Origin of the sequence: Yersinia artesiana (assembly GCF_902726545.1) — a bacterium.
In the GTDB taxonomy this organism is placed as follows: domain Bacteria; phylum Pseudomonadota; class Gammaproteobacteria; order Enterobacterales; family Enterobacteriaceae; genus Yersinia; species Yersinia artesiana.
Map to the genome: position 1 here is coordinate 1 of NZ_CACVAD010000063.1, position 24226 is coordinate 24226.

Here is a 24226-nt window from a genome sequence, read left to right on the forward strand (position 1 = left end):
GTTATATATAATAGGTTGGTGAAATGGTTAATTTATGCTTTTATTATCAGTTTAATCTTAAAAATCATACAAAGATACTCTATTGTTTTTTATTTGTTTGCCCTTTTTATCTCACAATTCAATTTTCATATGCAGAAATTGTCGTAGATGTAAACGCGCCATTACATCAACGGCCGGCTGTATCTTCTGTATATATAAAGGGGAGTCAAGCACATTGCAAAGCATTAAATGCATATTGCCGCGGTGCTAATTATACCACTATTAATATTCAAATCCCCAATGAACAAGGTGTGTCACACAATAAATATATAAAATTTGATGTGGAGAAGGGCGCTGGATACGATAAAGTATCACTTAATAATTTTATTGCATCGAGTGTGACAGGAAATCCTAATTTAACAACGGTAGTTGCAAAGGTTATTTTAAATGAAATTACGTCGGGTTATCAAACACGATTGGATGGCCCTCTTATTGTCGCGGGTGAGAAAGCCTATGTAATTATCGCCAACCCAGCAGGAATACATTGTAATGGTTGTCATTTTATTAACACAAACCATGTAACCTTGACGACAGGACTTCCTATATATTCAAATGGTTATATTCGTGGATATAATGTTATTGAAGGTGCAATAGATATTGGTAATCGTGGATTGCTTTTGGATGATGAAACTAATGTTTATCTGGATATCTTTTCTCGTTCATTAAATGTGGAAGGAGGGGTGAGAGCAAAAGATATCTTATTTATTGTTGGTAAGAATGCGATAAGTTATGCGCCAATAGGCGGGTTGGTCAATGCGACATCACTTGTTGGGTTTTCGACAAAAGATAAAAATAATGTTGGTCTGGATGTGAATCATTTGGGCGGGATGTATGCCAATAAGATATTTATTTTTTCCCGAGATGGTGGGGTGATAAATTCAGGTGTGATTCATGCAGATAAGAAAATAAATATCATATCAAATAGATTCATTAAAAATAATGGTCGAATATCAGCTGAGGATGTCACTTTGCAAAGTATGGCGTCAGTTGATAATCAACTTGGGTCAATCAAGAATATAAAGAATTCAATAGGTATTAATGCAGATGAAAATGCTGGGATTAAAATAGTAAGTAAATTTTTTAATAATAATAAAGGTTATATTTACTCCAATGTGGGTGATGTCAGCATCGAAGCTAGCAATCGGCTTTACAACGGATACGGTGTGATCAGAACGATCGGAACATATGGTCAGGCAGATATTAAAATAAAAACAAAAAAATTTAATAACTTTAGTGGTGTCATTACCACCTCAAACAATATCGTCATTGATACCGATATTCTTAAAAACAATGAAGGCCGGATTGTTAGCGCTTTCGGAACCTTAGATCTGCGCTATAGAACATTGGAGGATAAGGACGGCTTATTGCACGGGGGATTAGAGGTAATGAAGCTCCCAAAGTAGGAGATAAAGCTGATAGTTGATCTTACATCTCAAGGAATGCACTGTTTTGGTGCGTCATTATAGTGCGTGATGGCGAAGGGCGATGTCCCCTCTTGGTTGGAATGACTGACTGAGCCAATATTGCGCTTTTTTAACAGCACGCAAAATGTTTGAGATTCCGGCTGTATGTGACAAGGTTCACGTCACTTATCGGCTGTCGCGGCAGCATTTCCCTCTATTTTCTATCGATATTACAAAAAAATCTGAACAGATATACATCATTTGGCAACAAAGTTTTTTTGTTTGTCGCTGGATGTTACAACTGCTTTATTTTCATTAGCCAGTTAATGCAACTAGCTTACGGCTAATAGCATAAATTTTAATGCTGATAATGTTAACGGGAAGTTTTTTTTATGTTTGCATACTGTTTCTCATTGTCTTGATAAATCCACTCAGACCGTATTGACGTTGCCACCAACTGTTGCCAAATTGGTACCCTCAGGGGTAGTCATCGAGAGCAATTTGGGGGATTTCTTATTCTCAATTTTGCCGCCGCGATAACATTTATCCGGCATCTCAATCCCCCATCCCTGCGATAAATTGGCCAAAACGGTACAGTCCACGGACGAAAAAATTATAGGGCTTGGCCGTACACACAACACACATCACCATAATGGAGCACAAGCGATGACGATTTCCTTGGGAAAAACAGGGATACTGAAATTCGGTATTGGGCTGATTGCACTGACCGTCGCGGCCAGTGTACAAGCGAAAACATTGGTATATTGTTCTGAGGGTTCTCCGGAAGGTTTCAACCCGCAGCTTTTCACCTCTGGCACGACTTATGACGCAAGTTCAGTTCCTATCTACAACCGTCTGGTTGAATTCAAACTCGGGACTACCGAAATTGAACCCGGTCTGGCTGAGAAGTGGGAAGTGAGTGAAGATGGCAAAACCTACACTTTCCACCTGCGTAAAGGGGTGAAGTGGCAAGATAATAAAGACTTCAAACCGACCCGCGATTTCAATGCTGACGATGTGATTTATTCATTTATGCGTCAGAAAGATGATAAACATCCGTACCATAAAGTATCTGGCGGCAGCTATGAATACTTCCAGGGTATGGGTATGGGTGATTTGATCACCAATATCGTTAAAGTTGACGACAACACGGTGCGCTTCGAACTGGCACGTCCTGAATCTCCATTCCTGGCCGACCTGGCAATGGACTTTGCGTCAATTCTGTCTGCCGAATATGCTGACAACATGCTGAAAGCTGGCACTCCGGAAAAAGTCGATTTGAACCCAATCGGCACCGGCCCGTTCCAGTTGCAACAGTATCAAAAAGACTCCCGCATCCTGTACAAAGCATTTGATGGCTACTGGGGCACCAAACCGAAAATTGATCGTCTGGTCTTCTCTATTACCCCAGATGCATCAGTCCGTTACGCGAAATTGCAGAAAAACGAATGTCAGGTTATGCCGTACCCTAACCCGGCTGACATTGCCCGCATGAAAGAAGACAAAACCATCAATTTGATGGAGCAACCGGGCCTGAACGTCGGTTACCTCTCTTTCAACGTTGAGAAAAAGCCACTGGATAACGTCAAGGTTCGCCAGGCGCTGACCATGGCCGTTAACAAGCAAGCGATTATCGATGCGGTTTATCAAGGTGCTGGCCAGGCGGCCAAAAACCTGATCCCACCAACTATGTGGGGCTACAACGATGATGTGAAAGATTACGCTTACGATCCTGCTAAAGCGAAAGAGCTGTTGAAAGAAGCCGGCCTGCCAGATGGTTTCGCCATCGACCTGTGGGCAATGCCAGTTCAGCGTCCGTACAACCCAAATGCACGTCGTATGGCTGAAATGATCCAGTCTGACTGGGCGAAAGTGGGCGTGAAAGCCAAAATTGTGACTTACGAGTGGGGCGAATACCTCAAGCGTGCCAAAGACGGCGAGCATGAAACTGTGATGATGGGTTGGACTGGGGACAATGGGGACCCAGATAACTTCTTCGCCACCCTGTTCAGCTGTGATGCGGCCAAACAAGGTTCTAACTACTCCAAGTGGTGCTATAAGCCGTTTGAAGACGTGATCCAGCCAGCGCGTGCTGAGTCTGACCATGACAAACGTGTCGCACTTTACAAACAAGCTCAGGTTGTGATGCATGATCAAGCGCCAGCGCTGATTGTGGCTCACTCAACCGTGTATGAGCCAGTGCGTAAAGAAGTGAAAGGTTATGTGGTTGATCCGTTGGGTAAACACCATTTCGAGAACGTGTCCCTGGATTAATTTTAACCCTGTAGACAACCGGTGAATGTGTGGAATACGCATATTCGCCGGTTTCGTATTTAGGTTAAGACAGATACAGATGTGAGCCATATAAGCTGGGTTGCCCACGAGCGGCCTGGCATTCTACACAGAGAGTTCGGGATATGTTGCAGTTCATACTCCGACGTTTGGGGTTAGTTATCCCAACGTTTATCGGCATTACTTTGCTGACCTTTGCTTTTGTTCATATGATCCCGGGCGACCCGGTGACCATCATGGCTGGGGAACGCGGTATCTCCGCCGAGCGTCATGCTCAAATCATGGCGGAAATGGGGCTGGACAAGCCTCTCTATCAACAATACTTCCATTATGTGAATGGCGTATTACATGGCGATCTCGGCATTTCGCTGAAAAGCCGTATTGCTGTCTGGGAAGAGTTTGTGCCCCGCTTCAAAGCGACACTGGAGCTTGGGATCTGCGCGATGCTATTTGCTATCGCGGTGGGTATCCCGGTCGGTGTGTTGGCAGCAGTCAAACGCGGTTCAATATTCGATCATACGGCCGTTGGGATCTCCCTGACCGGCTACTCGATGCCTATCTTCTGGTGGGGCATCATGCTGATCATGCTGGTTTCGGTGCAATGGAACCTAACCCCGGTATCGGGTCGTGTCAGCGATACCGTATTCCTCGACGATAGCTTGCCGCTGACCGGTTTTATGCTGATTGACACCTTCATTTGGGGTGAGCCAGGCGACTTTAAAGACGCCGTAATGCATATGATTTTGCCCGCGATTGTATTAGGCACCATTCCTCTCGCCGTTATCGTGCGTATGACCCGCTCCTCCATGCTGGAAGTGTTGGGCGAAGATTACATTCGCACCGCGCGCGCCAAAGGTTTGAGTCGGATGCGAGTGATTGTGGTTCATGCCTTGCGTAATGCTTTATTGCCAGTGGTGACCGTGATTGGCTTGCAGGTCGGCACCATGCTGGCAGGGGCGATTTTGACGGAAACCATCTTCTCCTGGCCGGGATTAGGGCGCTGGTTGATGGATGCTTTGCAGCGCCGAGATTACCCGGTGGTACAGGGTGGGGTGTTGCTGGTCGCGATCATGATTATTTTAGTTAACTTGCTGGTAGATGTGCTCTATGGCGTAGTTAACCCGCGTATTCGTCACAAGAAATAAGGGGCGCAGAATGTCTCAACTTACTGAGTCTACAGTAAAAAGTGCGCCGAAGCCGATGACTCCTATGCAGGAGTTTTGGCACTATTTCAAGCGCAATAAAGGGGCTGTAATCGGCCTGTTTTACATCATTATTATGCTAATAATTGCCGCAGGTGCTACCTGGCTTGCCCCACATGGGCCGGCAGAGCAATTTCGCGATGCATTGCTAAAGCCTCCAGTTTGGGAAGAAGGCGGTAGCTGGAAATTCATTCTCGGTACTGATGATGTGGGCCGCGATGTCTTGTCCCGCCTGATGTACGGTGCTCGCCTCTCGCTGTTGGTTGGTTGTCTGGTGGTGGTGCTGTCACTGGTAATGGGCGTGGTTTTCGGTTTACTGGCCGGTTATTTCGGTGGGGTTGTCGATGCCATCATCATGCGCGTGGTCGATATCATGCTGGCACTGCCAAGCCTGTTGCTGGCACTGGTGTTGGTGGCGGTATTTGGCCCTTCCATTGTCAATGCTTCGCTGGCGCTAACCTTTGTCGCCTTGCCGCACTACGTGCGATTGACGCGAGCCGCCGTGCTGGTTGAGGTGAATCGCGACTACGTCACCGCCTCAAGAGTGGCTGGTGCGGGTGCGATGCGCCAAATGTTTATCAATATTTTGCCAAACTGCCTTGCGCCGTTGATCGTGCAGGCTTCTCTCGGCTTCTCTAACGCCATTCTGGATATGGCGGCTCTCGGCTTCCTCGGTATGGGTGCACAACCGCCAACACCAGAGTGGGGCACCATGCTCTCTGATGTGTTGCAGTTTGCCCAAAGCGCCTGGTGGGTCGTGACCTTCCCCGGTGTGGCGATTCTGCTGACGGTTCTGGCGTTTAACCTGATGGGGGACGGCCTGCGTGATGCTCTCGACCCCAAACTCAAGCAGTAACAGAGGTAGAGAGAGATGGCACTTTTAAATGTAGATAAATTGTCGGTGCATTTCGGTGACGAAGGTGCGCCGTTCAAAGCGGTAGACCGTATCAGTTACAGCATTGAGCAAGGTCAGGTAGTCGGGATTGTCGGTGAATCTGGCTCTGGTAAATCAGTCAGTTCATTGGCAATCATGGGGCTGATTGATTACCCCGGAAAAGTGATGGCCGATAAGCTGGAGTTTAATGGCCGCGATCTGACCAAGATTTCTGAAAAAGAGCGACGTCAATTAGTGGGCGCGGAAGTGGCGATGATCTTCCAAGACCCGATGACCAGCCTTAACCCGTGCTATACCGTCGGTTTCCAGATAATGGAAGCGCTGAAGGTACATCAGGGCGGCAATCGTAAAACGCGTCATCAGCGGGCTGTGGATTTGCTGACATTGGTGGGTATTCCTGATCCGGCTTCACGTTTGGATGTCTATCCGCACCAGCTTTCCGGTGGGATGAGCCAGCGCGTGATGATTGCTATGGCCATTGCGTGTAAGCCAAAACTGCTGATCGCCGATGAGCCGACAACCGCGCTGGATGTGACCATTCAGGCGCAAATTATTGAGTTACTGCTGGAATTACAGCAGCGCGAAAATATGGCGCTGTTGCTGATTACGCATGACCTGGCACTGGTGGCTGAGGCGGCTCATCATATTATTGTGATGTATGCCGGTCAGGTGGTGGAAACCGGTAAATCGTCGGAAATCTTCCGTGCGCCACGCCATCCATACACTCAGGCGTTGTTGCGGGCGTTACCGGAGTTTGCCCAGGATAAAGCGCGGTTGGCATCATTACCGGGTGTGGTTCCGGGTAAATATGACCGCCCTGAAGGTTGCCTGCTTAACCCGCGTTGCCCGTATGCCAATGAGCGCTGCCGCCGTGAAGAACCTGAACTGTTGGGGCCAGCGGGGCGTCAGGTTAAATGTCATACACCGCTCGACGATGCAGGGAGGCCGACCCTATGAGTCAACCTACTGATATGAAAGATGAATCACAGGCAACCAAGCCACTGTTACAAGCTATTGATTTAAAGAAATACTATCCGGTCAAAAAAGGGTTATTTGCGCCGGAACGTCTGGTTAAAGCGCTGGATGGTGTTTCATTCACTTTAGAACGCGGCAAAACGTTGGCGGTGGTTGGCGAATCGGGCTGTGGGAAATCCACTCTCGGCCGCTTACTGACCATGATAGAAATCCCAACCGGTGGTGAACTTTACTACCAGGGTCAGGATTTGCTCAAGCCAGATGAAAGTGCTGAGAAGCTGCGGCGGCAGAAAATCCAGATTGTGTTCCAGAACCCTTATGGTTCGTTGAACCCGCGTAAGAAAGTGGGGCAGATCCTGGAAGAACCGCTGCAAATCAATACCCAACTTAGCAGTAAAGAGCGCCGCGAAAAAACATTAGCGATGATGGCGAAAGTCGGCCTGAAAACCGAACATTATGACCGTTATCCGCATATGTTCTCCGGCGGTCAGCGCCAGCGTATCGCCATTGCGCGTGGGTTGATGTTGAACCCGGATGTAGTAATTGCCGATGAGCCAGTTTCTGCGCTGGATGTGTCAGTGCGGGCACAGGTATTGAACCTGATGATGGATTTGCAGCAAGAACTGGGGCTGTCGTATGTCTTTATTTCCCATGACTTGTCAGTGGTTGAACATATTGCCGATGAAGTGATGGTGATGTATCTGGGCCGTTGTGTTGAAAAAGGCAGCAAAGAGGCCATTTTCAATAACCCGCGTCACCCTTATACGCAAGCATTGTTATCTGCCACGCCACGGTTGAATCCAGATATGCGCCGCGAGCGCATTAAGTTAACCGGCGAACTGCCGAGCCCAATGAGCCCACCGCCAGGTTGTGCGTTTAATGCGCGTTGCCGCCGGGCATTTGGCTCTTGCACTCAATTACAGCCGCAACTGAAGAAGTATGGCGATCAAATGGTAGCGTGTTTTGCCGTCGATCAGGATGAAGCGGAAAAGGCCAGTTAACCCTGAAATAAAACCATATAGCCTTTATTAGAAACGCCGAATATTCGGCGTTTTTTATTTAACATAAATAGGGTGACTACTTGTGCTGAATAAATATTAGTAAGTAAATTATTTATGTTTGAGTGATATGAAAATGAAATAACGCCATAGGTGATATTTATCACCAGAGCCAAAGCCTGAATTTAAAATGACATGGATCACATTTCTTATCGATGGATGAACAATATTATTGGTATTATTTCGTGACTATTCTAGCGATTAATTAGTTTCCCTTTATGAGTATCAGGATATTTTGGCCAATATAAGCACGTTAATATTAATAAAAAAGAGTGCAATAAATGCACTCTTTTTAATATAAATATCAGTAATACCATACTCATTATTGTGGGTAAGGTACCCAGTCACCGCCATTTAACCGAATATAAGGTTTCCCCTGATATTGCATCACAATAGCATTATCATTTTCTGATATTACGGCGGTCTCCGGTAAACCTTGCGTCAGAGTCTGCCAATCTACACTTGGGGTGGTAAATACTTTCCCATCCACCATGCGTGATACCAATTCAGAAATCGCCAGATAGCTGCTTGGTGCACTGACTACTACCGGGCTGGCCGGTTGTGGTGCTTTCATGCCAATCAACTTAATCCCCACAGGAATATGGGTGATGCTAGGACTTGGGATATCGCGCAGACCAGACATTTGCATTTTATCGCCAACCAGCGCGGCACCGTGCTCTGGCACCACGACCACCATGACTTTCCGACCCGATTTTTCCAGCTCTTCAAGGAAGGTGTTCAACTGGTCAAACAGGGTTTGGGCGCGGGTACGATAATCAGCCGATTTATTGGTACCGACGAAACGGTTACCATCATGTAAGGGTATGATATTCATGAAGGTTGCGCTGCGGGTATCACCGCCATTCTTCTGCTGCTCCAGCCAACGATTCAGTAGTTCCAGATCGTTATAAATCGGCTCGCCATCAAAGGAAGCTAATTGGTTACTAATACCTTTCTGCGACATCATCGGTGCGCGCATATTGCCGTCATCCTGGATGTTTTGCAGATAATTACCAAAGACACCGGAGTGATCCATCATCAACTGTGAGGTAAATCCAAGTTTAGCTAAGTTATCAAATAGATAGCACTGCTGGTCTTGTGGCTGATACAGATCTTTATGGGATGACTGGCCGCAACTGGCGCGTAACAGGCGGATAGACGCCGGGCCACTGTAGGCGGTGGCTGAGTTGAAGTTTTTGAACAGAATATCAAACTTGCTCCACAGCGGGTGTTTGTCCAGTTGGATGGCCTCAATATCTGACCATGATAGCGAGCAGATATTAATAACCAATAAATCAAATGGTTGCGCGTCACCGGGTAAAGATGCTGGGAATGTCGTGTGACGAGTTTTCTCTTGCTCATAAAAAGCATTCAAATGAGCGGTCAGATTTGCGTCGGTAGGCGGCCCACCGGCTTCAACAGGGTTGCTCCCGGCTGCTGCTGAGGGTTGATCCGTGCTCGCTGGCGCAGTTGTCGCTGCCGTCTCCGCACTGGGAGCCAGAGAAAATGCTGGCCCGGCAATACCGGCGACGTTCAGCCAGATCATGGCGGCAACGACAAAAACGGTGACGCGAATCCATTGTGAAATAAACAGGTAGCCTACCAGAATGACAAAAGCGGTTCCTATCATCGCCCAGTTAATGAAACGGCTAAGTAATTCAATTAGATAGCTAAAACTGAAACCCGTGACCTGCGAGCCTTGGCTCATGATGCTGTTGATACCAGGCAACCAGGTATCGTGATAAAGCAGGCCGATACCGATGGGTATGGCTAGCCAATGACGCCAGCGGTGGACACGATATGCGGGGATAGGGAACAGCAGAAAGGCCAGAAACACCAGATTTGCCAGCGGGTGGAAGTTCAGGTAACCAAACCACAATAGGGCAAATTTGAGCAGAAAGTAGTAGTTCCATGCGCCCAGGCCGCGCCAATAGCGCCACGGGCTCTGCGATTCTTGCTGTTTATTTTTTGCGTTCATGGTTATTTCTTAGTCTGTGACGATGAGCCATCACGCAACCAGATCCCTTCTGATTTTAAATAGCGCGCGGATAAGAACAAATGCTGTTTTTTCTCCCACCACCGCGGAAACCAGCGGCGGGCCATATAGCCCAGCGGGAAAAAAATAATGGCCCCCAGCAACAGAATTTGCCAAATATCATTGAGATTCATTGGGCGTTCTCCTGAGAACCGATATTCAGTGTCAGTGGCTCGGGTGTGCGTCGGGCGCGTTCCGCTTGCTCTGGCACATCAACTTCTTGTTTATAAGTCTTTTTATCACCAGTGGCTTGCCATACCTCGGGAGTATTTATCATTCGGTTCATCTCCGAGATGATTTCCTGATCCTGATACCACACCAGCCGGTTACTGAAGGCTTCGGCTACCGGTAAGCGGAAAATATGACTTAAAGCAGTATCTAAGTCATTGATACGGCAGGTAGAAAGGAATAATAACAACCGGTTATCAGACACAGTTACCACGTCGCCATAGCGGCGCAAATGGCACAGCGTCAGCGCCTGACGCGCCTGTAGCCCCGGCACGGCCCGTAGTGCAACCAAGACACCTTTGCCGTTTTCCGGTAACAAGGTGTTGTTCATGAGCTGCAATACCGATTGGCAGAACTCGGTGGCGGGCAGATAGCCTTTGAGCTGAAGGGGGCGCAATGCTTCCAGTAACGCATTGATATCTTGGGGAACATGGCGTGAGAAGCGCTGCCCCTGAATCCCTTCCAGCATGGTCAGAAAACGCGACAATGGCGCAACATGGGGCACAATCAGATTGGCTCCGCAGGCCAGTAACAAGCGTTCGTCGCTGTAGCGCAAGCTGGCGTGCATTTCGCGCACCACTATTTTGACGGTATTGCCGCGTTGACGGCGGATGTTGTGGATTTGATGCGCCATTTCATCAATCTGCTCACTCTGATTCAGCGCAAAAATAAGTGTTGCGGCATGCGCCGTCATTGCGCGCTGAGCCAAAGAGGTATTGGATTCCAGCAATTGCCAGTGGGTAGAAAGGGGCGGTGCGCCTTCCAGAATGCTGGTTTCGGCTAAATACAGATGCTCATCATTACGTGATTGTGGCAGGGCTTGCTGGACTTCATCCGCCATGCTCCAGCCTTGTTCATCGGCTTCGAGCAAAACCAATTGGTTGGCGGTCACCCCTTTTACCGTGCTCCACCAGGAAACCACATATTGCGCGTTATCCTGCTGCCATTGCAGATTAGCCAAACCTTGTAAATAACGGTGCTGACTGACCAACTGATTTTTGATCTTATTAATGCCAGTACTATGACAAATCACCAGTAATGTACAGTTCTGGGCTTCCAGCCATTGCTGAATATGCTGGAGCCACTGCTGCATCTCTTCGCTGGTAAAGGTTTGCCACAGATTCGCGGGTGCAAAAAGAATGAAAAGCCGCTGTTGTGGACGTAGCGAACGCATTAAATCATGAGTTAAATATTTTAAGGCGTTTTTTTGAGCAGGTAAGGTAAATAGCGGTAATTTACTGGGGCCAGAATTAACCACATTACTCAAGATATTTTCAGGTTTTTGTCCTGAACAAATCAATGCCGCTCGGGTATTTTCAGGTTGGCTACGAATAATCTGCTGGCAGAATAAATTGGCATCAGCTTGACGTTCAATATTGACCCAATAGAATCCAGGAGCCTGCATGACGGCTAATTCATCCCAGATTTTTCGAACGCCTAATGAGAAAGATCGTGACATGGATTCTTTATCTGCTTTCGTTAAAGTGCTATTGGGCCAATGACTGGATAAATTCAAAGAACAATTGTAACATTGCAATAAGTATTAACCAATCTCCCTGCCTTGATATTAATCTAAGACTCATCTTATTGGGGGAAAGTATACTCCACTTATTGTTATACTTAATTACCATAGCCTATTTTCTAAAGGCGGATAAATGAAGACGATAATAAATCGATTCCATGAGAAAACTTCACTTGAAGCTCAGGATGATCTACTAGCATTAAGTCAGGCTTTCTCGTTACCCACGTTAAGTTATGTCGATATTGTCCGCCAGGAACGATTAACTAAAATGATGGCTCGCTGGCCATTGCTAGCCGAATTAGCGCAATCCGCAGGGAGTGAATAGTCTATGCCGGTATTGGCATTACAAGGTGTAAGAGGGGGCATTGGTACAACCTCGGTCACCGCAGCTCTGGCTTGGGCATTACAGCAACTGGATGAGTCAGTTTTGGTGATAGATTTTTCACCGGATAATTTACTGCGATTGCACTTCAACATGAGTTTTGAGCAATCCCGTGGTTGGGCCAGGGCTGAAGTGGATGGCGAAGGCTGGCAACAAGGGGCGATGCGCTATACCGAGAAGCTCGATTTCTTACCGTTCGGCCAATTAACTCAAACTGAAAATGAACAACTCAGCGCATCGTTGCAGCAATATCCTCGTCAATGGCAGGAGAACCTGTCCCGACTGCTTGCCAATGCGAGTTATCGCTGGATTTTGTTGGATATCCCTGCCGGTGATAGTGCATTCACCCGTCAGGCACTGGCGCTGGCTGATCAAACCCTGATTCTGATTCATGCCGATGCCAGTTGCCATATCCGCCTGCATCAGCAAAATTTGCCGGCCGGCTGCCATTTTCTACTTAATCAGTTCTCTGCCAGTAGCCGTTTACAACAGGATTTACATCAGCTCTGGCTGCAAAGTCTGGATAGCTTATTACCCATATTTATTCATCGCGATGAAGCAATGGCTGAAGCATTGGCAGCCAAACAGCCATTGGGTGAATACAGCGCGCAAAGTTTGGCGGCAGAAGAAGTGATGACTCTGGCAAATTGGTGTCTGATCAATGCTACGGAAAGCGGCCTATGAATCGCCTGATGCGGATGTTATTCCTCACCCCGGTCTATCAGGGGATGCGCCGCCGCTATCATCTCTATATGCAGCAAGGCTGCACAGTGCTCACGGCGTTTCTCACTACGCTGGCGCTGCCATTGTGCTGGATCTTCCTGCGTCTGGAGTCCCCAAGCTGGCAAAGCGTGATCCAACACCGCACTTACTGGTTCCCGCAGATTTCCCCCAATCGCCCGCGTTTAGGCGATGGTTTACGTTATCTGCTGCAAGGGCTGTGGCTGTTATTAATCCGCCCGCAATCTGACCACGATAAAAAACGCCAGCCAGCGGCCGCTGGTAAAGGTTGGGTAAAAAACAAAAGACAGGGATACATCAGTTGGTTGGGGAGTGTGCCGCAGCGCTTTGAACTCCAGCGAATAGAGAAGTCAGTCGCTACCCAATTAAGCCAACTTTCAAGGCGTACTCGCCGTATCCTATTTATTATATTAGGTATTTTTACCGGTATCTTAGCTTTGCTGTGTATCTCACAGCCATTCGGCATGATGGCGCAATTCGTGTTTGTATTGCTGCTGTGGGCCATTGCCATGGTAGTGCGGCGCGTACCAGGGCGCTTACCTACCCTGATGCTGATTGTGCTGTCGTTAACGGTTTCCTGCCGCTACTTATGGTGGCGCTATACCGAAACACTTAACTGGGATGACCCTGTCAGTCTGGTGTGCGGTTTATTATTGCTGCTAGCCGAAACCTACGCTTGGGTGGTGTTGGTGTTGGGTTATTTCCAGACTATTTGGCCGCTCAACCGCCAGCCAGTACCTATGCCGGAAGATATCAATAGCTGGCCAACCATTGATTTGATGGTGCCGACTTATAACGAAGACCTCGGTGTGGTGAAACCGACCATTTATGCCGCGCTGGGTATTGATTGGCCGAAAGACAAAATCAATATCTATATTCTGGATGATGGTAACCGGCCCGCGTTTAAAGCATTCGCCGCAGAAGTGGGGGTGCACTACATTGCCCGTCCTACTCATGAGCACGCCAAAGCCGGTAATATCAATAATGCGCTAAAGCAGGCCACCGGTGAGTTTGTCGCTATCTTTGACTGCGACCATGTGCCTACCCGCTCTTTCCTGCAATTAACCGTCGGCTGGTTCTTTAAAGATAAAAAGCTCGGCATGATTCAGACGCCGCATCACTTTTTCTCACCCGATCCCTTTGAGCGCAATCTGGGGCGTTTTCGTCAAACCCCCAATGAAGGCACGTTATTCTACGGCCTGGTACAAGACGGCAACGATATGTGGGATGCGACTTTCTTCTGTGGCTCTTGCGCCGTGTTGCGCCGCAGTGCGCTAGATGAGGTGGGTGGGATCGCGGTGGAAACGGTTACCGAAGATGCTCATACCTCATTGCGTCTGCACCGCAAAGGTTACACCTCCGCTTATATTCGCATTCCGCAGGCGGCCGGCTTAGCAACCGAAAGCTTGTCAGCACATATTGGACAGCGTATCCGCTGGGCGCGTGGCATGGTGCAAATCTTCCGGTTGGATAACCCGCTGCTGGGCAAAGGGCTGAAATTTGTCCAGCGCTTGTGCTATGCCAACGCCATGTTGCACTTCTTATCCGGTATTCCGCGCTTGATCTTCCTGACCGCGCCGCTGGCATTTCTGTTGCTGCATGCTTACATCATTTTTGCACCGGCACTGGCGATTGCTCTTTATGTGTTGCCGCATATGATTCACGCCAGCCTCACCAATTCCCGCTTGCAGGGTAAATATCGCCACTCATTCTGGAGTGAAATCTATGAAACGGTGCTTATTGCCCGCCCGACCACCGTGGCACTGCTCAATCCCCATAAAGGGACGTTTAATGTCACGGCAAAAGGCGGTTTGGTTGAGGCGCAACATGTGGATTGGGTGATAACCCGTCCTTATATGGCGCTGGTATTGCTGAATCTGGCCGGTTTGATTGCGGGCTTGTGGCGCCTGGGTTATGGCCCGGCGACTGAAATCATGACCGTGGTGATTAGCCTGGTGTGGGTCATTTATAATATGACGATTTTAGGCGGGGCTGTAGCGGTGGCGGTTGAAGCCAAACAAGTTCGCCAATCCCACCGTGTCGAGATTGCCATGCCCGCAGCGGTGGCGCGTGCTGATGGTCACTTGTTCTCCTGCACCCTGCGCGACTATTCCGATGGCGGGGTAGGGATCGAAATGCGCGAAGCCGGGTTACTGAAAGATGGCGAAGCGGTGCATCTGCTGCTTAAACGCGGCGCACAGGAATATACCTTCCCGTGTGAAGTCACCCGTGCCTTTGGCACCAAAGTCGGGATGCGGATGCATCAACTGAGTGTGTCCCAACATATTGATTTTATACAGTGTACTTTTGCTCGTGCTGACACGTGGGCGCTGTGGCAGGATGGCTTCCCAGAAGATAAACCGATTGAAAGCCTGCGTGATGTTTTGGCGCTGGGCTTTAGAGGCTATGTCCGTATGGCCAGCTATGCTCCACCGGTAATTCGAAATGTATTGATAGGATTTACCTCCCTGATTGCCTGGATTGCATCGTTTGTACCCCACGGCGTGGATAAAAATCAGGCTCCGAGTAGCCAGGGCCAGACAGTGGCTCAACATTGATGATGATATGATGACGAGAAAAATAACCTGGTTTACCGCACTGGCTTTGGGATTGACGCCATTCACCCATGCCGAAACACCAGCAGTTCCGTCGCTTCAATCGGCGGCCTCGACGACTGCTGTCGCAGCAACAGCGGATTTAGCACCTGTCGCCCCGGCGGCATTGCCGAATGTCCCCGTTCGCGATGTGGCTTACACTTTTGCCAAGATTGCCCCGCCGCCAGGGACATTCGCTTTGCGCGGTACCAACCCAGAAGGGGTGATTGAATTCGGCGTGCGCAGTGATGAAGTGGTCACTCATGCGATGTTAAACCTCGAATTTACGCCATCACCTTCACTTATCCCGGTGGAATCGCAGGTTAAAGTCTTTTTGAATGATGAGCTGATGGGTGTCACGGCAATCACTAAAGATCAACTGGGTAAACCAACGCGGTTCCAGTTGCCAATTGATCCGCTTTACATCAGTGATTTCAATCGCTTGAGATTAGTGTTTGTCGGCCACTATCAAAATATTTGTGAGAATCCGGCCAGCAATACGCTGTGGCTGGATATCAGCAAATCCAGCTCGTTGGATTTACGCTATCAATCACTGTCAGTCAAAAATGATTTGTCCCATTTCCCGGAGCCTTTCTTTGATGCACGGGATAACCGCCCGCTAACTTTACCCGTCGTCTTCGCTGCGACACCGGATGTGGCGCAGCAGCGCGCGGCCTCTATTTTGGCATCGTGGTTGGGTGACAAAGCGCAATGGCGTGGGCAGAACTTCCCGGTTTTGTATAATCAGTTGCCGACTCAACATGCGGTGGTGTTTGCTACTAATGCTCAACGCCCTGATTTCTTGAAAGATTACCCGCCGGTCAAAGCACCGACGGTGGAAATTATCAGTCATCCGGATAACCCGTATGTGAAGCTGTTACTGATTCTGGGTCGCGATGACAATGACCTGATCACGGCGGCACAGGGGATAGCGCAAGGCAATATCCTGTTCCGTGGTCAAAATGTGACGGTAGATAAAGTCGAGCAACTGGCACCACGCCAGCCTTATGATGCGCCAAACTGGGTGCGTACCGACCGGCCAATGACTTTTGCTGAGTTACAGCAATATCCGGATCAGTTACAAACCACCGGTTTGTTGCCGCCGCCGATTTCATTATCGCTGAACCTGCCACCGGATTTATTCCTGATCCGCAGTGCGGGTATCGATATGCGTTTGAAATATCGTTACACCTCAACGCGCCTGATGGATGGTTCCCGCTTAAGTATCAGCCTGAATAATCAGTTTGTGCAGGACTATCCGCTGTCACCGAATACGCCGGAAGACAGTAAAATCCTGCGCCTGCCATTACTGCAAGGCTTACAAGATTCCGCAAAACGGTTGACCATTCCGGCATTGAAACTGGGGGCCACCAACCAGTTACGCTTTGATTTTGACTACAGCACCTTGCTGGCGAGCGGCGCGGAAGGGCGCTGTGAAACCTACTCGACCGCACCAAACCACGCGGTGATTGATGGTAATTCCACTATCGATTTCTCCGGTTACCGCCACTTTATGGAAATGCCAGATTTACGGGCATTTGCTAATGCCGGTTTCCCATTCAGTCGCATGGCAGATCTCTCCGAAACCCTGGTCTTGGTGCCACCGAAACCTGCGCCGTCACAGCTGACAACATTGTTGAATACCGTGGGCAATATCGGGGCGCAAGTCGGCTATCCTGCGGTGGGTATCAACATCACCGACGATTGGTCACAGGCGAAAGACCAAGATGTCGATGTGCTGATTATCGGCACCATTCCACCAGAGTTACGTGATGACCAGAAGATTAACCTGCTGGTGGATCAAACCCAGAGCTGGGTCAAAATGCCTAATCGCCAAACGGGTTTGCCGGATATGTTGGCTCCCGCTTCCGATAGAGTGGCGGACAGCAAAACGACCGTCAGCTCAGAAGGGGCGATGTCGGCCATCATCGGCGTGCAGTCACCTAACTTCCCGCAGCGCAGTATCGTGGCGTTATTGGCTGACAGTCCGCATGGCTACAGTTTATTGAATAACGCGTTGCTCGACAGCGGTAAACGTGAGGCGGTGTTTGGCTCGGTCGCGGTTATCCGTGAGTCAGGCGTTAACAGCCTGCGTGTCGGCGACACCTATGATGTCGGCCATTTGCCATGGTGGGAGCGTATTTGGCACACCCTATCGACTCATCCGGTTCTGCTGGCGGGTGTTGCGGTGTTAGTGGTGGTGATTGCTGCAATGATGGCCTGGCGCTTGTTACGCCTGATTAGCCGCCGTCGGTTATCACCTGATGAGAGAGATTAATTCTGATGGTCGTGATGTTTAAACGACTGGTATGCATCCTGCTGCTGCTTGCCAGTTTTGGTAGCGCAGCAGCTTGTGATTGGCCAGCATGGCAGCAGTTCAAACAACACTATATCAGTGAGGCGGGGCGGGTTATTGACCCCAGCAACCCAAGGCAAATAACCACGTCGGAAGGGCAGAGTTACGGCTTGTTTTTTGCGCTGGTGGCTGATGATCGTGAGACATTCGATCGATTACTCACCTGGACGGAAAACAACTTGTCGGCGGGAGATTTAACTGCCCGCCTGCCCGCATGGTTATGGGGGCAACGCAATGAACATAGCTGGGATATTCTCGACCCAAACTCGGCCTCGGATGCTGACTTATGGATTGCTTACAGCTTATTAGAGGCTGGCCGATTGTGGGATACCCGTCGCTACCAGACCATGGGAACGCTGTTGCTGCAACGCATTGCCAAAGAAGAAGTGGTGAATATTCCAGGTTTGGGCGAGATGTTATTACCGGGCAAAATTGGCTTCAATAACGAAGACCGTTGGCGGCTCAACCCAAGCTACTTGCCACCACAATTGCTGGCGCGTTTTGCTTCTTTTGCCGGGCCGTGGAAAGCCATGGTGAAAACCAATCAGCGGCTATGGCTGGAAACAGCACCGCAGGGTTTCAGCCCTGACTGGGTGGTGTGGCAAAAAGATAAAGGCTGGCAGCCGGATGAAACGCACCCAAATCTCGGCAGCTACGATGCGATTCGTACTTACTTATGGGCCGGGATGTTAGCAAATAACAGTCCGCAAAAGGCGGCACTCATTCAGCACTTCCAACCGATGGCTGAAGTCACCCGGCAGCAAGGTTTGCCACCGGAAAAGGTCGACACTCTGACCGGCAAAACAACCGGTGATGGGCCGGTTGGCTTTTCGGCGGCATTATTGCCGTTTTTAGCCAGCAGTCCCGCACCGTTTAATCAGCAGGCGCTTAGCCAACAACAAAAACGGGTACAAGATTCACCTCCGGGAGCCGATGCTTACTACAGTGCGGTGCTGACACTGTTTGGTCAGGGATGGGCGCAACATCGTTATAGCTTTAATCGTCAGGGTGAGCTTCAGCCCTCATGGAACAGTCAATGCGCAACATTAAGATAAACTGGCTGTTAAGCCTGGCGTTATTGCCTCAAGCCTTTATTGGTGTGGCGCGGGGGGCCGAAGCTGTCTCGCCAACCCAGTTTTTACTCGAACAGGTACGATTGGGCGAGGCGACTAATAAAGATGAGTTGGTTAAGCAGTCACTGTATCGCCTGAACATGATGGACCCGAATAACCCGGATGTCATTGCGGCGGGAATACGTCAGGCCTTGCGGCAAGGGAATCTGGCGGAAGCACAAAAACAGTTAGATAAATTGCAACAATTGGCACCTGACTCCGAGGTGTATCGGCGCGCTAAGCTGATGTTGGCCATGACAAAACCAGAGGTGCGTCAGCAATTGCAGGAGGCGCGCCTGTTGGCAACCGCCGGGCGAGTCGCAGAAGCAAAAGTTAAATATGATCAGTTGCTGCAAGGGAATCCACCCACACTGGATCTGGCAGTTGAATATTGGCGGCTGGTGGCGCGGTTACCGGGCCAGGAAGCGCTGGCTACCCAGAAACTTACTTCGCTAGACCAACAATATCCCGGCAATGTCGCTCTGCGCATGGCACTGGCGCGCATGTATTTCAGCCAACAAAAGGCCGTACAGGGCTACGCGATGTTGGAGAAAGTGGCCACAGACCCTACCGGAACGTCAGATGCTGCTGATTTGTGGATGGATACCATCAAAACGATGACGGTAAGCCCGCAAAGCGTCGCCGCATTGACCCATTTTCTTCATGTGTTTTCAACCGGCCCTCAAGCGGACATTGCTCGCAAAGAGCTGGCTAATCAGCAAGCCATGCTGGCCGATCCGGCCTATCAGGCGCGTCTTAGCGGACTGGCAAAAATAGACAGTGGCGGCGGGGCCGCAGCAGTACCGGCATTGAAACAAGCATTGGCGGCCTCACCCAATGATCCAGAAATTCTGGGCGCACTGGGCCTGGCCTATGCCCGTGCGGGAAATCGTGCACAGGCTTTGCGGTTGTTTGAGCAAGCACAAAAATCAGATAAAGACGGCCTGAAAAGTGATAAATGGGCCAGTTTGATCAAAACCAACCGCTACTGGTTGCTGAATGATGAAGGTGATAAAGCGCTAAAAGCCGGCAATACCGCGCTGGCCCAGCAAAAATATCAGCAGGCGCGTCAAATAGATGGCAGCGACAGTTATGCACTGATTGGTTTGGGTGATGTGGCCGTGGCCCGACATGATGATAAAACTGCCGAGCAGCATTACCAGCAGGCATTGCGTCTTGATCCGGCCAACAGCAGTGCGGTGCGTGGCCTGGCGAATATCTATCAACGTGAATCCCCGCAAAAAGCACTGAATTACCTGAATAACCTGCCGCGTAGCCAACAGGCCAAAATGCGCGACACACTCAATAGCCTGCAATTGGATATGCTGAAACAGCAGGCCGAAACCTTGGCGGCACAGCAACAGTGGCATCAGGCGGCAGAGAAATACCGGCAGGCACAAAAGCTGGCACCGGATGATGTCTGGATAACTTACCGGTTGGCACAAGCATTGGCGCAAGATGGTCATTCGGCACAGGCGGATGCAGAGTTCCACCAATTGGCCAGTCGCAAACCGGGTGACCCAGAGCAGGTCTATGCTTACGCACTCTACCTTTCCAGCACCGGGCGAGATAGCCAGGCAGTGGCACATCTGGCCACACTGCCAGCGGCGCAATGGAACGATAATATTCGTGAATTAGATCAGCGCTTGAAATTGGATCAAGTGCTGACATTGGCGCGCCAACTGAGAGCCAGTGGTGATGAAACCGGGGCGATAACTGCATTACGTCAGCAACCGGCAAATACGCAAATTGACCTGATACTGGCTGATTGGGCGTTGGAACGCGGCGATTATAGTGAGGCGCTGGCGGGCTATCAGCGTATTCGGGCGCGCGAGCCGCAAAACCCTGATGCGCGTTTGGGTGAAATTGAGGCTTATATTGCCGAAGGCCGCCTTAGCGATGCGCGTCAGCATTTGCAAACTGAACCTTCGACCGGCGAAGGTGCCAGCTTAAATACCCAACGGCGGGTCGCCAATGCCTGGAGCGGCGTGGGTGAACCACAAAAAGCAGCCGATATCTTCCAACGGTTGAAACCGGCTGCCGCCAAAGGCGCACTCTCACAGGATAATGCGCTGGTGTTTCGTGACTCGGCCCGTTTAGCGCAATCACAAGGGCAGCCAGCTACTGCGCAAGATGATTTCAAGCAGGCGATGGTCGCCAGCGGTATTGCACCGACACTGCCGACAGATAATGACAGCTATACCTTATTGACACGTAATCAGGCCACGGATGATTGGCTCAAACGCGGTATTCGTGCTGATGCTGCCGACCTTTATCGTCAGCAGGATACCCGCGTTACGCTGGACCACGACTATCTGCGTTCCAGTGGTACTGAGGGGATTTCTGATCTCAGCGCTCACAACACCATGTTGCAGGTAGATACTGCGTTAGCTGATGGTCGGGCGTTCTTCCGCACTGATACCGTGCAGATGGATGCCGGCACTCTGGATGCCAATACTCGGTATAAAGCGGGGACTTGCTATCGCTCCGAAACGGTTTGTCACACGGATTTACATCAACGGGCAACGGGCACCAGTGTGGCTGTTGGCTGGCAGAATGACAGTTGGGCCACGGATATCGGCACCACCCCGATGGGGTTCGATGTGGTTGATGTGGTCGGTGGTGTGGCATATAGCAACAGTTGGAATCACATTGGCTGGACAGCAACTGCCTCACGGCGGCCGATATCCAGTTCATTGTTGGCCTTTGCCGGTGCAACAGATCCGAATACCCATATCACTTGGGGGGGCGTGCGCGCCAGTGGCGTAAGCCTCGGTACCAGCTATGATCGGGGTGAAGCCAATGGGGTCTGGAGTGACTTGAGCTATCATTATCTGACGGGGCAAAATGTGGCCGATAACCAGCGGCTACGTTTTATGACTGGCTATTACTACAAACTGATCAATGAAGATAATCGCCGCTTCACTGTTGGGTTAAATGGCATGTGGTGGCATTATCAAAAAGACCTCAGTGGTTATACCTTGGGCCAGGGCGGGTATTACAGCCCGCAGAAATATTTGTCACTGGCTATTCCGGTGAACTATCGGCAGCGGACAGATAACTGGTCATGGGAGTTAGGTGGGTCGATTTCATTGTCGCATTCAGCCACCAGTGATAGAGCGCGTTATCCGATTCAAAGTCTGCTTCCGGCTCCGGTTATTGACCCAGACACAAATCGGCCAAAAAACATTTCAGACCGTTATGATATTGATGGTGGTGAAAGCAGCAATGGTGTGGGCTACACCTTACGAGCATTGATTGAGCGCCGTCTGAGTTCGCACTGGACCCTGGGTGCCGGAGTGGATATCCAGCAAGCAAAAGATTATACCCCAAGCCATGCGCTGATTTACCTGCGCTACTCAATGGCTGGCTGGCAGGGCGACCTGGATATGCCACCACAACCGTTAGTGCCTTACTCAGACTTCAAGTAAACTAGCCCGTCGAGATTATTTGTATAAAAAAGCAACTTCACCGTGGTTAATCGCACGTTGAAGTTGCGATCCTGATAGGAAAAGACCGAAACCCACGGTATTCTTCCCAACCGGTTTGGTTTCGCAAGATAAAATCTCAGGGCGATCGAGTATACTCGGACAGCATCGATGAGTCGCCGCATCACTGTGGCAACCATCTTATTTTATTCAGTCGGAATGGGTGGGAGTGAGTTTGCGGGTAAGGCGTTCATTAACGATTAAGCAAATGGCGGCAGTGGCAGTTGTTGCACTGGTCACCATCTGTATTTTTATCGTTCTTCAGTTGTTCCACTTTGTGCAGCAGCGCAAAGATGACTACGCCAGGCAGTTGGAGAGTATCGCTTATTCCGTGCGCCAACCGCTGTCTGAAGCAATCTTGAGTGTTGATATTCCACAAGCCAAAAAAATCCTCAATAATTTACTGCCCATTGGCATTCTTAGCCGTGCCGATGTGATTCTGCCTAATCAAATTCAGGTTTTGCACGCAAGTTTCCCTACCGAGCGGCCAGTCCCTCGCTGGGCCAAACGTATTTTTGCTCTGCCTGTTCAGATAACGGTGCCGCTGTATTCACTGGAGCGAGTCTCTGCTAATCCGCAACCACTGGCACATTTGGTGTTACGTGTGGACTCGTATCGTATGTATCAGTTTATCCTGAGCACCTTGTCGGCAATGCTCTCGACTTATTTGCTGTTGGCATTGGTACTCTCGGTGTCTATTGCCTGGTGTATTAATCGCCTGATTATTCACCCACTGCGGGCGATGGCTAAAGAGCTGGAACAGATTGGTCAACAAGGTGTGCTGAATCACCAACTGACCATGCCCGCCCATCATCAGGATGATGAACTGGGTATATTGGTTCGCAATTATAATCGTAATCAGCAACTGCTAACTGAGGCTTATACCGATATCAGCCGCTTCCATAACGAGCCATTGTCCGAACGATACAAAACACAAAAGCAACTGACACACGAAAATGACATTGCTCAGGCGATCGAAAATGGTGATTTAGCTCTGTTTTTACAGCCGCAGTGGGATATGAAAGAGCCGCGGGTTATTGGCGCAGAGGCATTATTGCGTTGGCGTCAGGCTGATGGCAGTTATCGTTTACCTTCTGAGTTTGTTCCTGAGGCGGAAGAGAGCGGTGCGATGATACCGCTGGGCGATTGGGTGCTGGAAGAGGCTTGCCGTATTCTGGCTGACTGGAAGGCGCAAGGAATTACCTTATCATTGGCGGTCAATATTTCCGGTTTGCAAGTGCAATGTGAACATATCCTGACCCACCTACGGGCTACCATCAATCGCTATAACATTGACCCGCGCCAATTAGTGCTGGAGATTACTGAGACTGCGCGTATTCATAACCTTGACGAAGCACTGATGTTGCTGCGCGAGTTACGAGGGCTTGGCTTATCTGTTGCGCTGGATGATTTTGGTACCGGCTATTCAAGTCTGCAATATCTTAATCACCTGAAAAGCTTGCCAGTGAATATCATTAAATTGGATAAAAGCTTTGTGAAGTATTTACCCAAAGACGATGCGATGGCGCGAATTATTAGCACCATTTCTGACGTGCTGAAACTCCGTGTGATGGCTGAAGGTGTCGAAACAGAAGAACAACGGCAATGGCTACTCAAACACGGTATTCGATATGGTCAGGGTTTTTTATTTTCGGAGCCGTTATCGCGCGAGGAGTTCGATACTCGCTTTACCCTGCGCCCTTGACGCCACAGCTGTGTTAGCTTCTCTCACTTACCCGAATCACTGACTTGAGTCAGCTCATCGGGATGCATTCGCTTGCTGCCTTGCTGTAACGCCAATGGCTTTGGGTATTACCCTGCGTTCACGACGCCACAGCTGTGTTAGCTTCTCTCACTTACCCGAATCACTGACTAGAGTCAGCTCATTGGGATGCATTCGCTTG

General features: G+C 49.6%; 17 protein-coding genes. 13 read left to right on the forward strand and 4 right to left on the reverse strand.

The genetic code is table 11. The features are described 5' to 3' along the window. Positions 1-23 precede the first annotated feature (23 nt). Positions 24-1442, forward strand: coding sequence for a two-partner secretion domain-containing protein (locus HU019_RS17640; protein WP_174848209.1), 1419 nt, complete (start codon positions 24-26; stop codon positions 1440-1442). Positions 1443-1873: 431 nt separating this feature from the next. Here the strand turns inward: HU019_RS17640 and HU019_RS20415 are convergent, their stop codons facing one another. Beyond that, positions 1874-1996 (reverse strand): hypothetical protein, encoded by a 123-nt coding sequence (locus HU019_RS20415; protein ID WP_265101912.1) that lies wholly within the window; start codon positions 1994-1996, stop codon positions 1874-1876. A 112-nt stretch (positions 1997-2108) separates the two neighbouring features. On the opposite strand from HU019_RS20415, the gene dppA reads away from it, so the two are divergent. The 5 genes from dppA to dppF all read left to right on the forward strand — a co-directional run bounded on the left by dppA (position 2109) and on the right by dppF (position 7807). Further along, the gene (gene dppA, locus HU019_RS17645; RefSeq protein ID WP_005174918.1) at positions 2109-3716 is read left to right on the forward strand and encodes a dipeptide ABC transporter periplasmic-binding protein DppA; all 1608 of its coding nucleotides are present in this window, start codon (positions 2109-2111) and stop codon (positions 3714-3716) included. 143 nt (positions 3717-3859) lie between these two features. After that, positions 3860-4879 carry a dipeptide ABC transporter permease DppB gene (dppB, locus tag HU019_RS17650; RefSeq protein ID WP_032814686.1) on the forward strand — a complete coding sequence of 340 codons (1020 nt, stop codon included), beginning with the start codon at positions 3860-3862 and terminating at the stop codon, positions 4877-4879. A gap of 10 nt (positions 4880-4889) precedes the next feature. Further along, positions 4890-5792, forward strand: coding sequence for a dipeptide ABC transporter permease DppC (dppC, locus tag HU019_RS17655; RefSeq protein ID WP_174848208.1), 903 nt, complete (start codon positions 4890-4892; stop codon positions 5790-5792). A 15-nt stretch (positions 5793-5807) separates the two neighbouring features. Continuing rightward, positions 5808-6788, forward strand: a complete 981-nt coding sequence (gene dppD, locus HU019_RS17660) for a dipeptide ABC transporter ATP-binding protein (protein WP_174848207.1) — start codon at positions 5808-5810, stop codon at positions 6786-6788. Positions 6789-6802: 14 nt separating this feature from the next. Further along, on the forward strand, positions 6803-7807 hold the full coding sequence (gene dppF / locus HU019_RS17665) for a dipeptide ABC transporter ATP-binding subunit DppF (protein ID WP_174848248.1): 1005 nt from the start codon (positions 6803-6805) through the stop codon (positions 7805-7807). A 379-nt stretch (positions 7808-8186) separates the two neighbouring features. Here dppF and bcsG read toward each other — a convergent pair whose 3' ends face one another. Genes bcsG through bcsE form a run of 3 tightly spaced genes read right to left on the reverse strand, consistent with a single transcriptional unit; the run spans position 8187 to position 11586 of the window. Next, positions 8187-9842: a cellulose biosynthesis protein BcsG gene (gene bcsG / locus HU019_RS17670; RefSeq protein WP_174848206.1), complete on the reverse strand. Its 1656-nt coding sequence runs from the start codon at positions 9840-9842 to the stop codon at positions 8187-8189. Between the two features lie 2 nt (positions 9843-9844). Continuing rightward, positions 9845-10033: a cellulose biosynthesis protein BcsF gene (bcsF, locus tag HU019_RS17675; protein WP_005157335.1), complete on the reverse strand. Its 189-nt coding sequence runs from the start codon at positions 10031-10033 to the stop codon at positions 9845-9847. Further along, positions 10030-11586 (reverse strand): cellulose biosynthesis protein BcsE, encoded by a 1557-nt coding sequence (gene bcsE / locus HU019_RS17680; protein ID WP_174848205.1) that lies wholly within the window; start codon positions 11584-11586, stop codon positions 10030-10032. Before bcsE ends, bcsF begins: the two co-directional genes overlap by 4 nt. Before the next feature lie 196 nt (positions 11587-11782). Between bcsE and bcsR the strand changes: the two genes are divergently transcribed. The 7 genes from bcsR (at position 11783) to HU019_RS17715 (ending at position 24027) form a co-directional block, all read left to right on the forward strand. Beyond that, entirely contained in the window at positions 11783-11974 is a 192-nt protein-coding gene (bcsR, locus tag HU019_RS17685) for a cellulose biosynthesis protein BcsR (protein WP_050076644.1), read from the forward strand. A gap of 3 nt (positions 11975-11977) precedes the next feature. Continuing rightward, complete coding sequence (gene bcsQ, locus HU019_RS17690) at positions 11978-12715, forward strand: cellulose biosynthesis protein BcsQ (protein WP_174848204.1); 738 nt, start codon at positions 11978-11980, stop codon at positions 12713-12715. Continuing rightward, entirely contained in the window at positions 12712-15330 is a 2619-nt protein-coding gene (gene bcsA / locus HU019_RS17695; protein WP_174848203.1) for a UDP-forming cellulose synthase catalytic subunit, read from the forward strand. The genes bcsQ and bcsA overlap by 4 nt, the downstream gene beginning before the upstream one ends. A 10-nt stretch (positions 15331-15340) precedes the next feature. Beyond that, complete coding sequence (gene bcsB, locus HU019_RS17700) at positions 15341-17644, forward strand: cellulose biosynthesis cyclic di-GMP-binding regulatory protein BcsB (protein ID WP_174848247.1); 2304 nt, start codon at positions 15341-15343, stop codon at positions 17642-17644. A 5-nt stretch (positions 17645-17649) separates the two neighbouring features. Then, positions 17650-18777, forward strand: coding sequence for a cellulose synthase complex periplasmic endoglucanase BcsZ (gene bcsZ / locus HU019_RS17705; protein WP_174848202.1), 1128 nt, complete (start codon positions 17650-17652; stop codon positions 18775-18777). Then, the gene (bcsC, locus tag HU019_RS17710; RefSeq protein ID WP_174848201.1) at positions 18759-22265 is read left to right on the forward strand and encodes a cellulose synthase complex outer membrane protein BcsC; all 3507 of its coding nucleotides are present in this window, start codon (positions 18759-18761) and stop codon (positions 22263-22265) included. The genes bcsZ and bcsC overlap by 19 nt, the downstream gene beginning before the upstream one ends. A gap of 232 nt (positions 22266-22497) precedes the next feature. Next, a complete protein-coding gene (locus HU019_RS17715) occupies positions 22498-24027 on the forward strand; it encodes an EAL domain-containing protein (protein WP_217450917.1) in 1530 nt (509 codons plus the stop codon). Positions 24028-24226: the final 199 nt, after the last annotated feature.

What these genes read in the sequence shown, in the direction of transcription:
- HU019_RS17640 (WP_174848209.1), top strand. Translation starts at nt 24, where the DNA reads ATGGTTAATTTATGCTTTTATTATCAGTTTAATCTTAAAAATCATACA.
- HU019_RS20415 (WP_265101912.1), bottom strand. Translation starts at nt 1,996, where the DNA reads ATGCCGGATAAATGTTATCGCGGCGGCAAAATTGAGAATAAGAAATCC.
- dppA (WP_005174918.1), top strand. Translation starts at nt 2,109, where the DNA reads ATGACGATTTCCTTGGGAAAAACAGGGATACTGAAATTCGGTATTGGG.
- dppB (WP_032814686.1), top strand. Translation starts at nt 3,860, where the DNA reads ATGTTGCAGTTCATACTCCGACGTTTGGGGTTAGTTATCCCAACGTTT.
- dppC (WP_174848208.1), top strand. Translation starts at nt 4,890, where the DNA reads ATGTCTCAACTTACTGAGTCTACAGTAAAAAGTGCGCCGAAGCCGATG.
- dppD (WP_174848207.1), top strand. Translation starts at nt 5,808, where the DNA reads ATGGCACTTTTAAATGTAGATAAATTGTCGGTGCATTTCGGTGACGAA.
- dppF (WP_174848248.1), top strand. Translation starts at nt 6,803, where the DNA reads ATGAAAGATGAATCACAGGCAACCAAGCCACTGTTACAAGCTATTGAT.
- bcsG (WP_174848206.1), bottom strand. Translation starts at nt 9,842, where the DNA reads ATGAACGCAAAAAATAAACAGCAAGAATCGCAGAGCCCGTGGCGCTAT.
- bcsF (WP_005157335.1), bottom strand. Translation starts at nt 10,033, where the DNA reads ATGAATCTCAATGATATTTGGCAAATTCTGTTGCTGGGGGCCATTATT.
- bcsE (WP_174848205.1), bottom strand. Translation starts at nt 11,586, where the DNA reads ATGTCACGATCTTTCTCATTAGGCGTTCGAAAAATCTGGGATGAATTA.
- bcsR (WP_050076644.1), top strand. Translation starts at nt 11,783, where the DNA reads ATGAAGACGATAATAAATCGATTCCATGAGAAAACTTCACTTGAAGCT.
- bcsQ (WP_174848204.1), top strand. Translation starts at nt 11,978, where the DNA reads ATGCCGGTATTGGCATTACAAGGTGTAAGAGGGGGCATTGGTACAACC.
- bcsA (WP_174848203.1), top strand. Translation starts at nt 12,712, where the DNA reads ATGAATCGCCTGATGCGGATGTTATTCCTCACCCCGGTCTATCAGGGG.
- bcsB (WP_174848247.1), top strand. Translation starts at nt 15,341, where the DNA reads ATGACGAGAAAAATAACCTGGTTTACCGCACTGGCTTTGGGATTGACG.
- bcsZ (WP_174848202.1), top strand. Translation starts at nt 17,650, where the DNA reads ATGGTCGTGATGTTTAAACGACTGGTATGCATCCTGCTGCTGCTTGCC.
- bcsC (WP_174848201.1), top strand. Translation starts at nt 18,759, where the DNA reads ATGCGCAACATTAAGATAAACTGGCTGTTAAGCCTGGCGTTATTGCCT.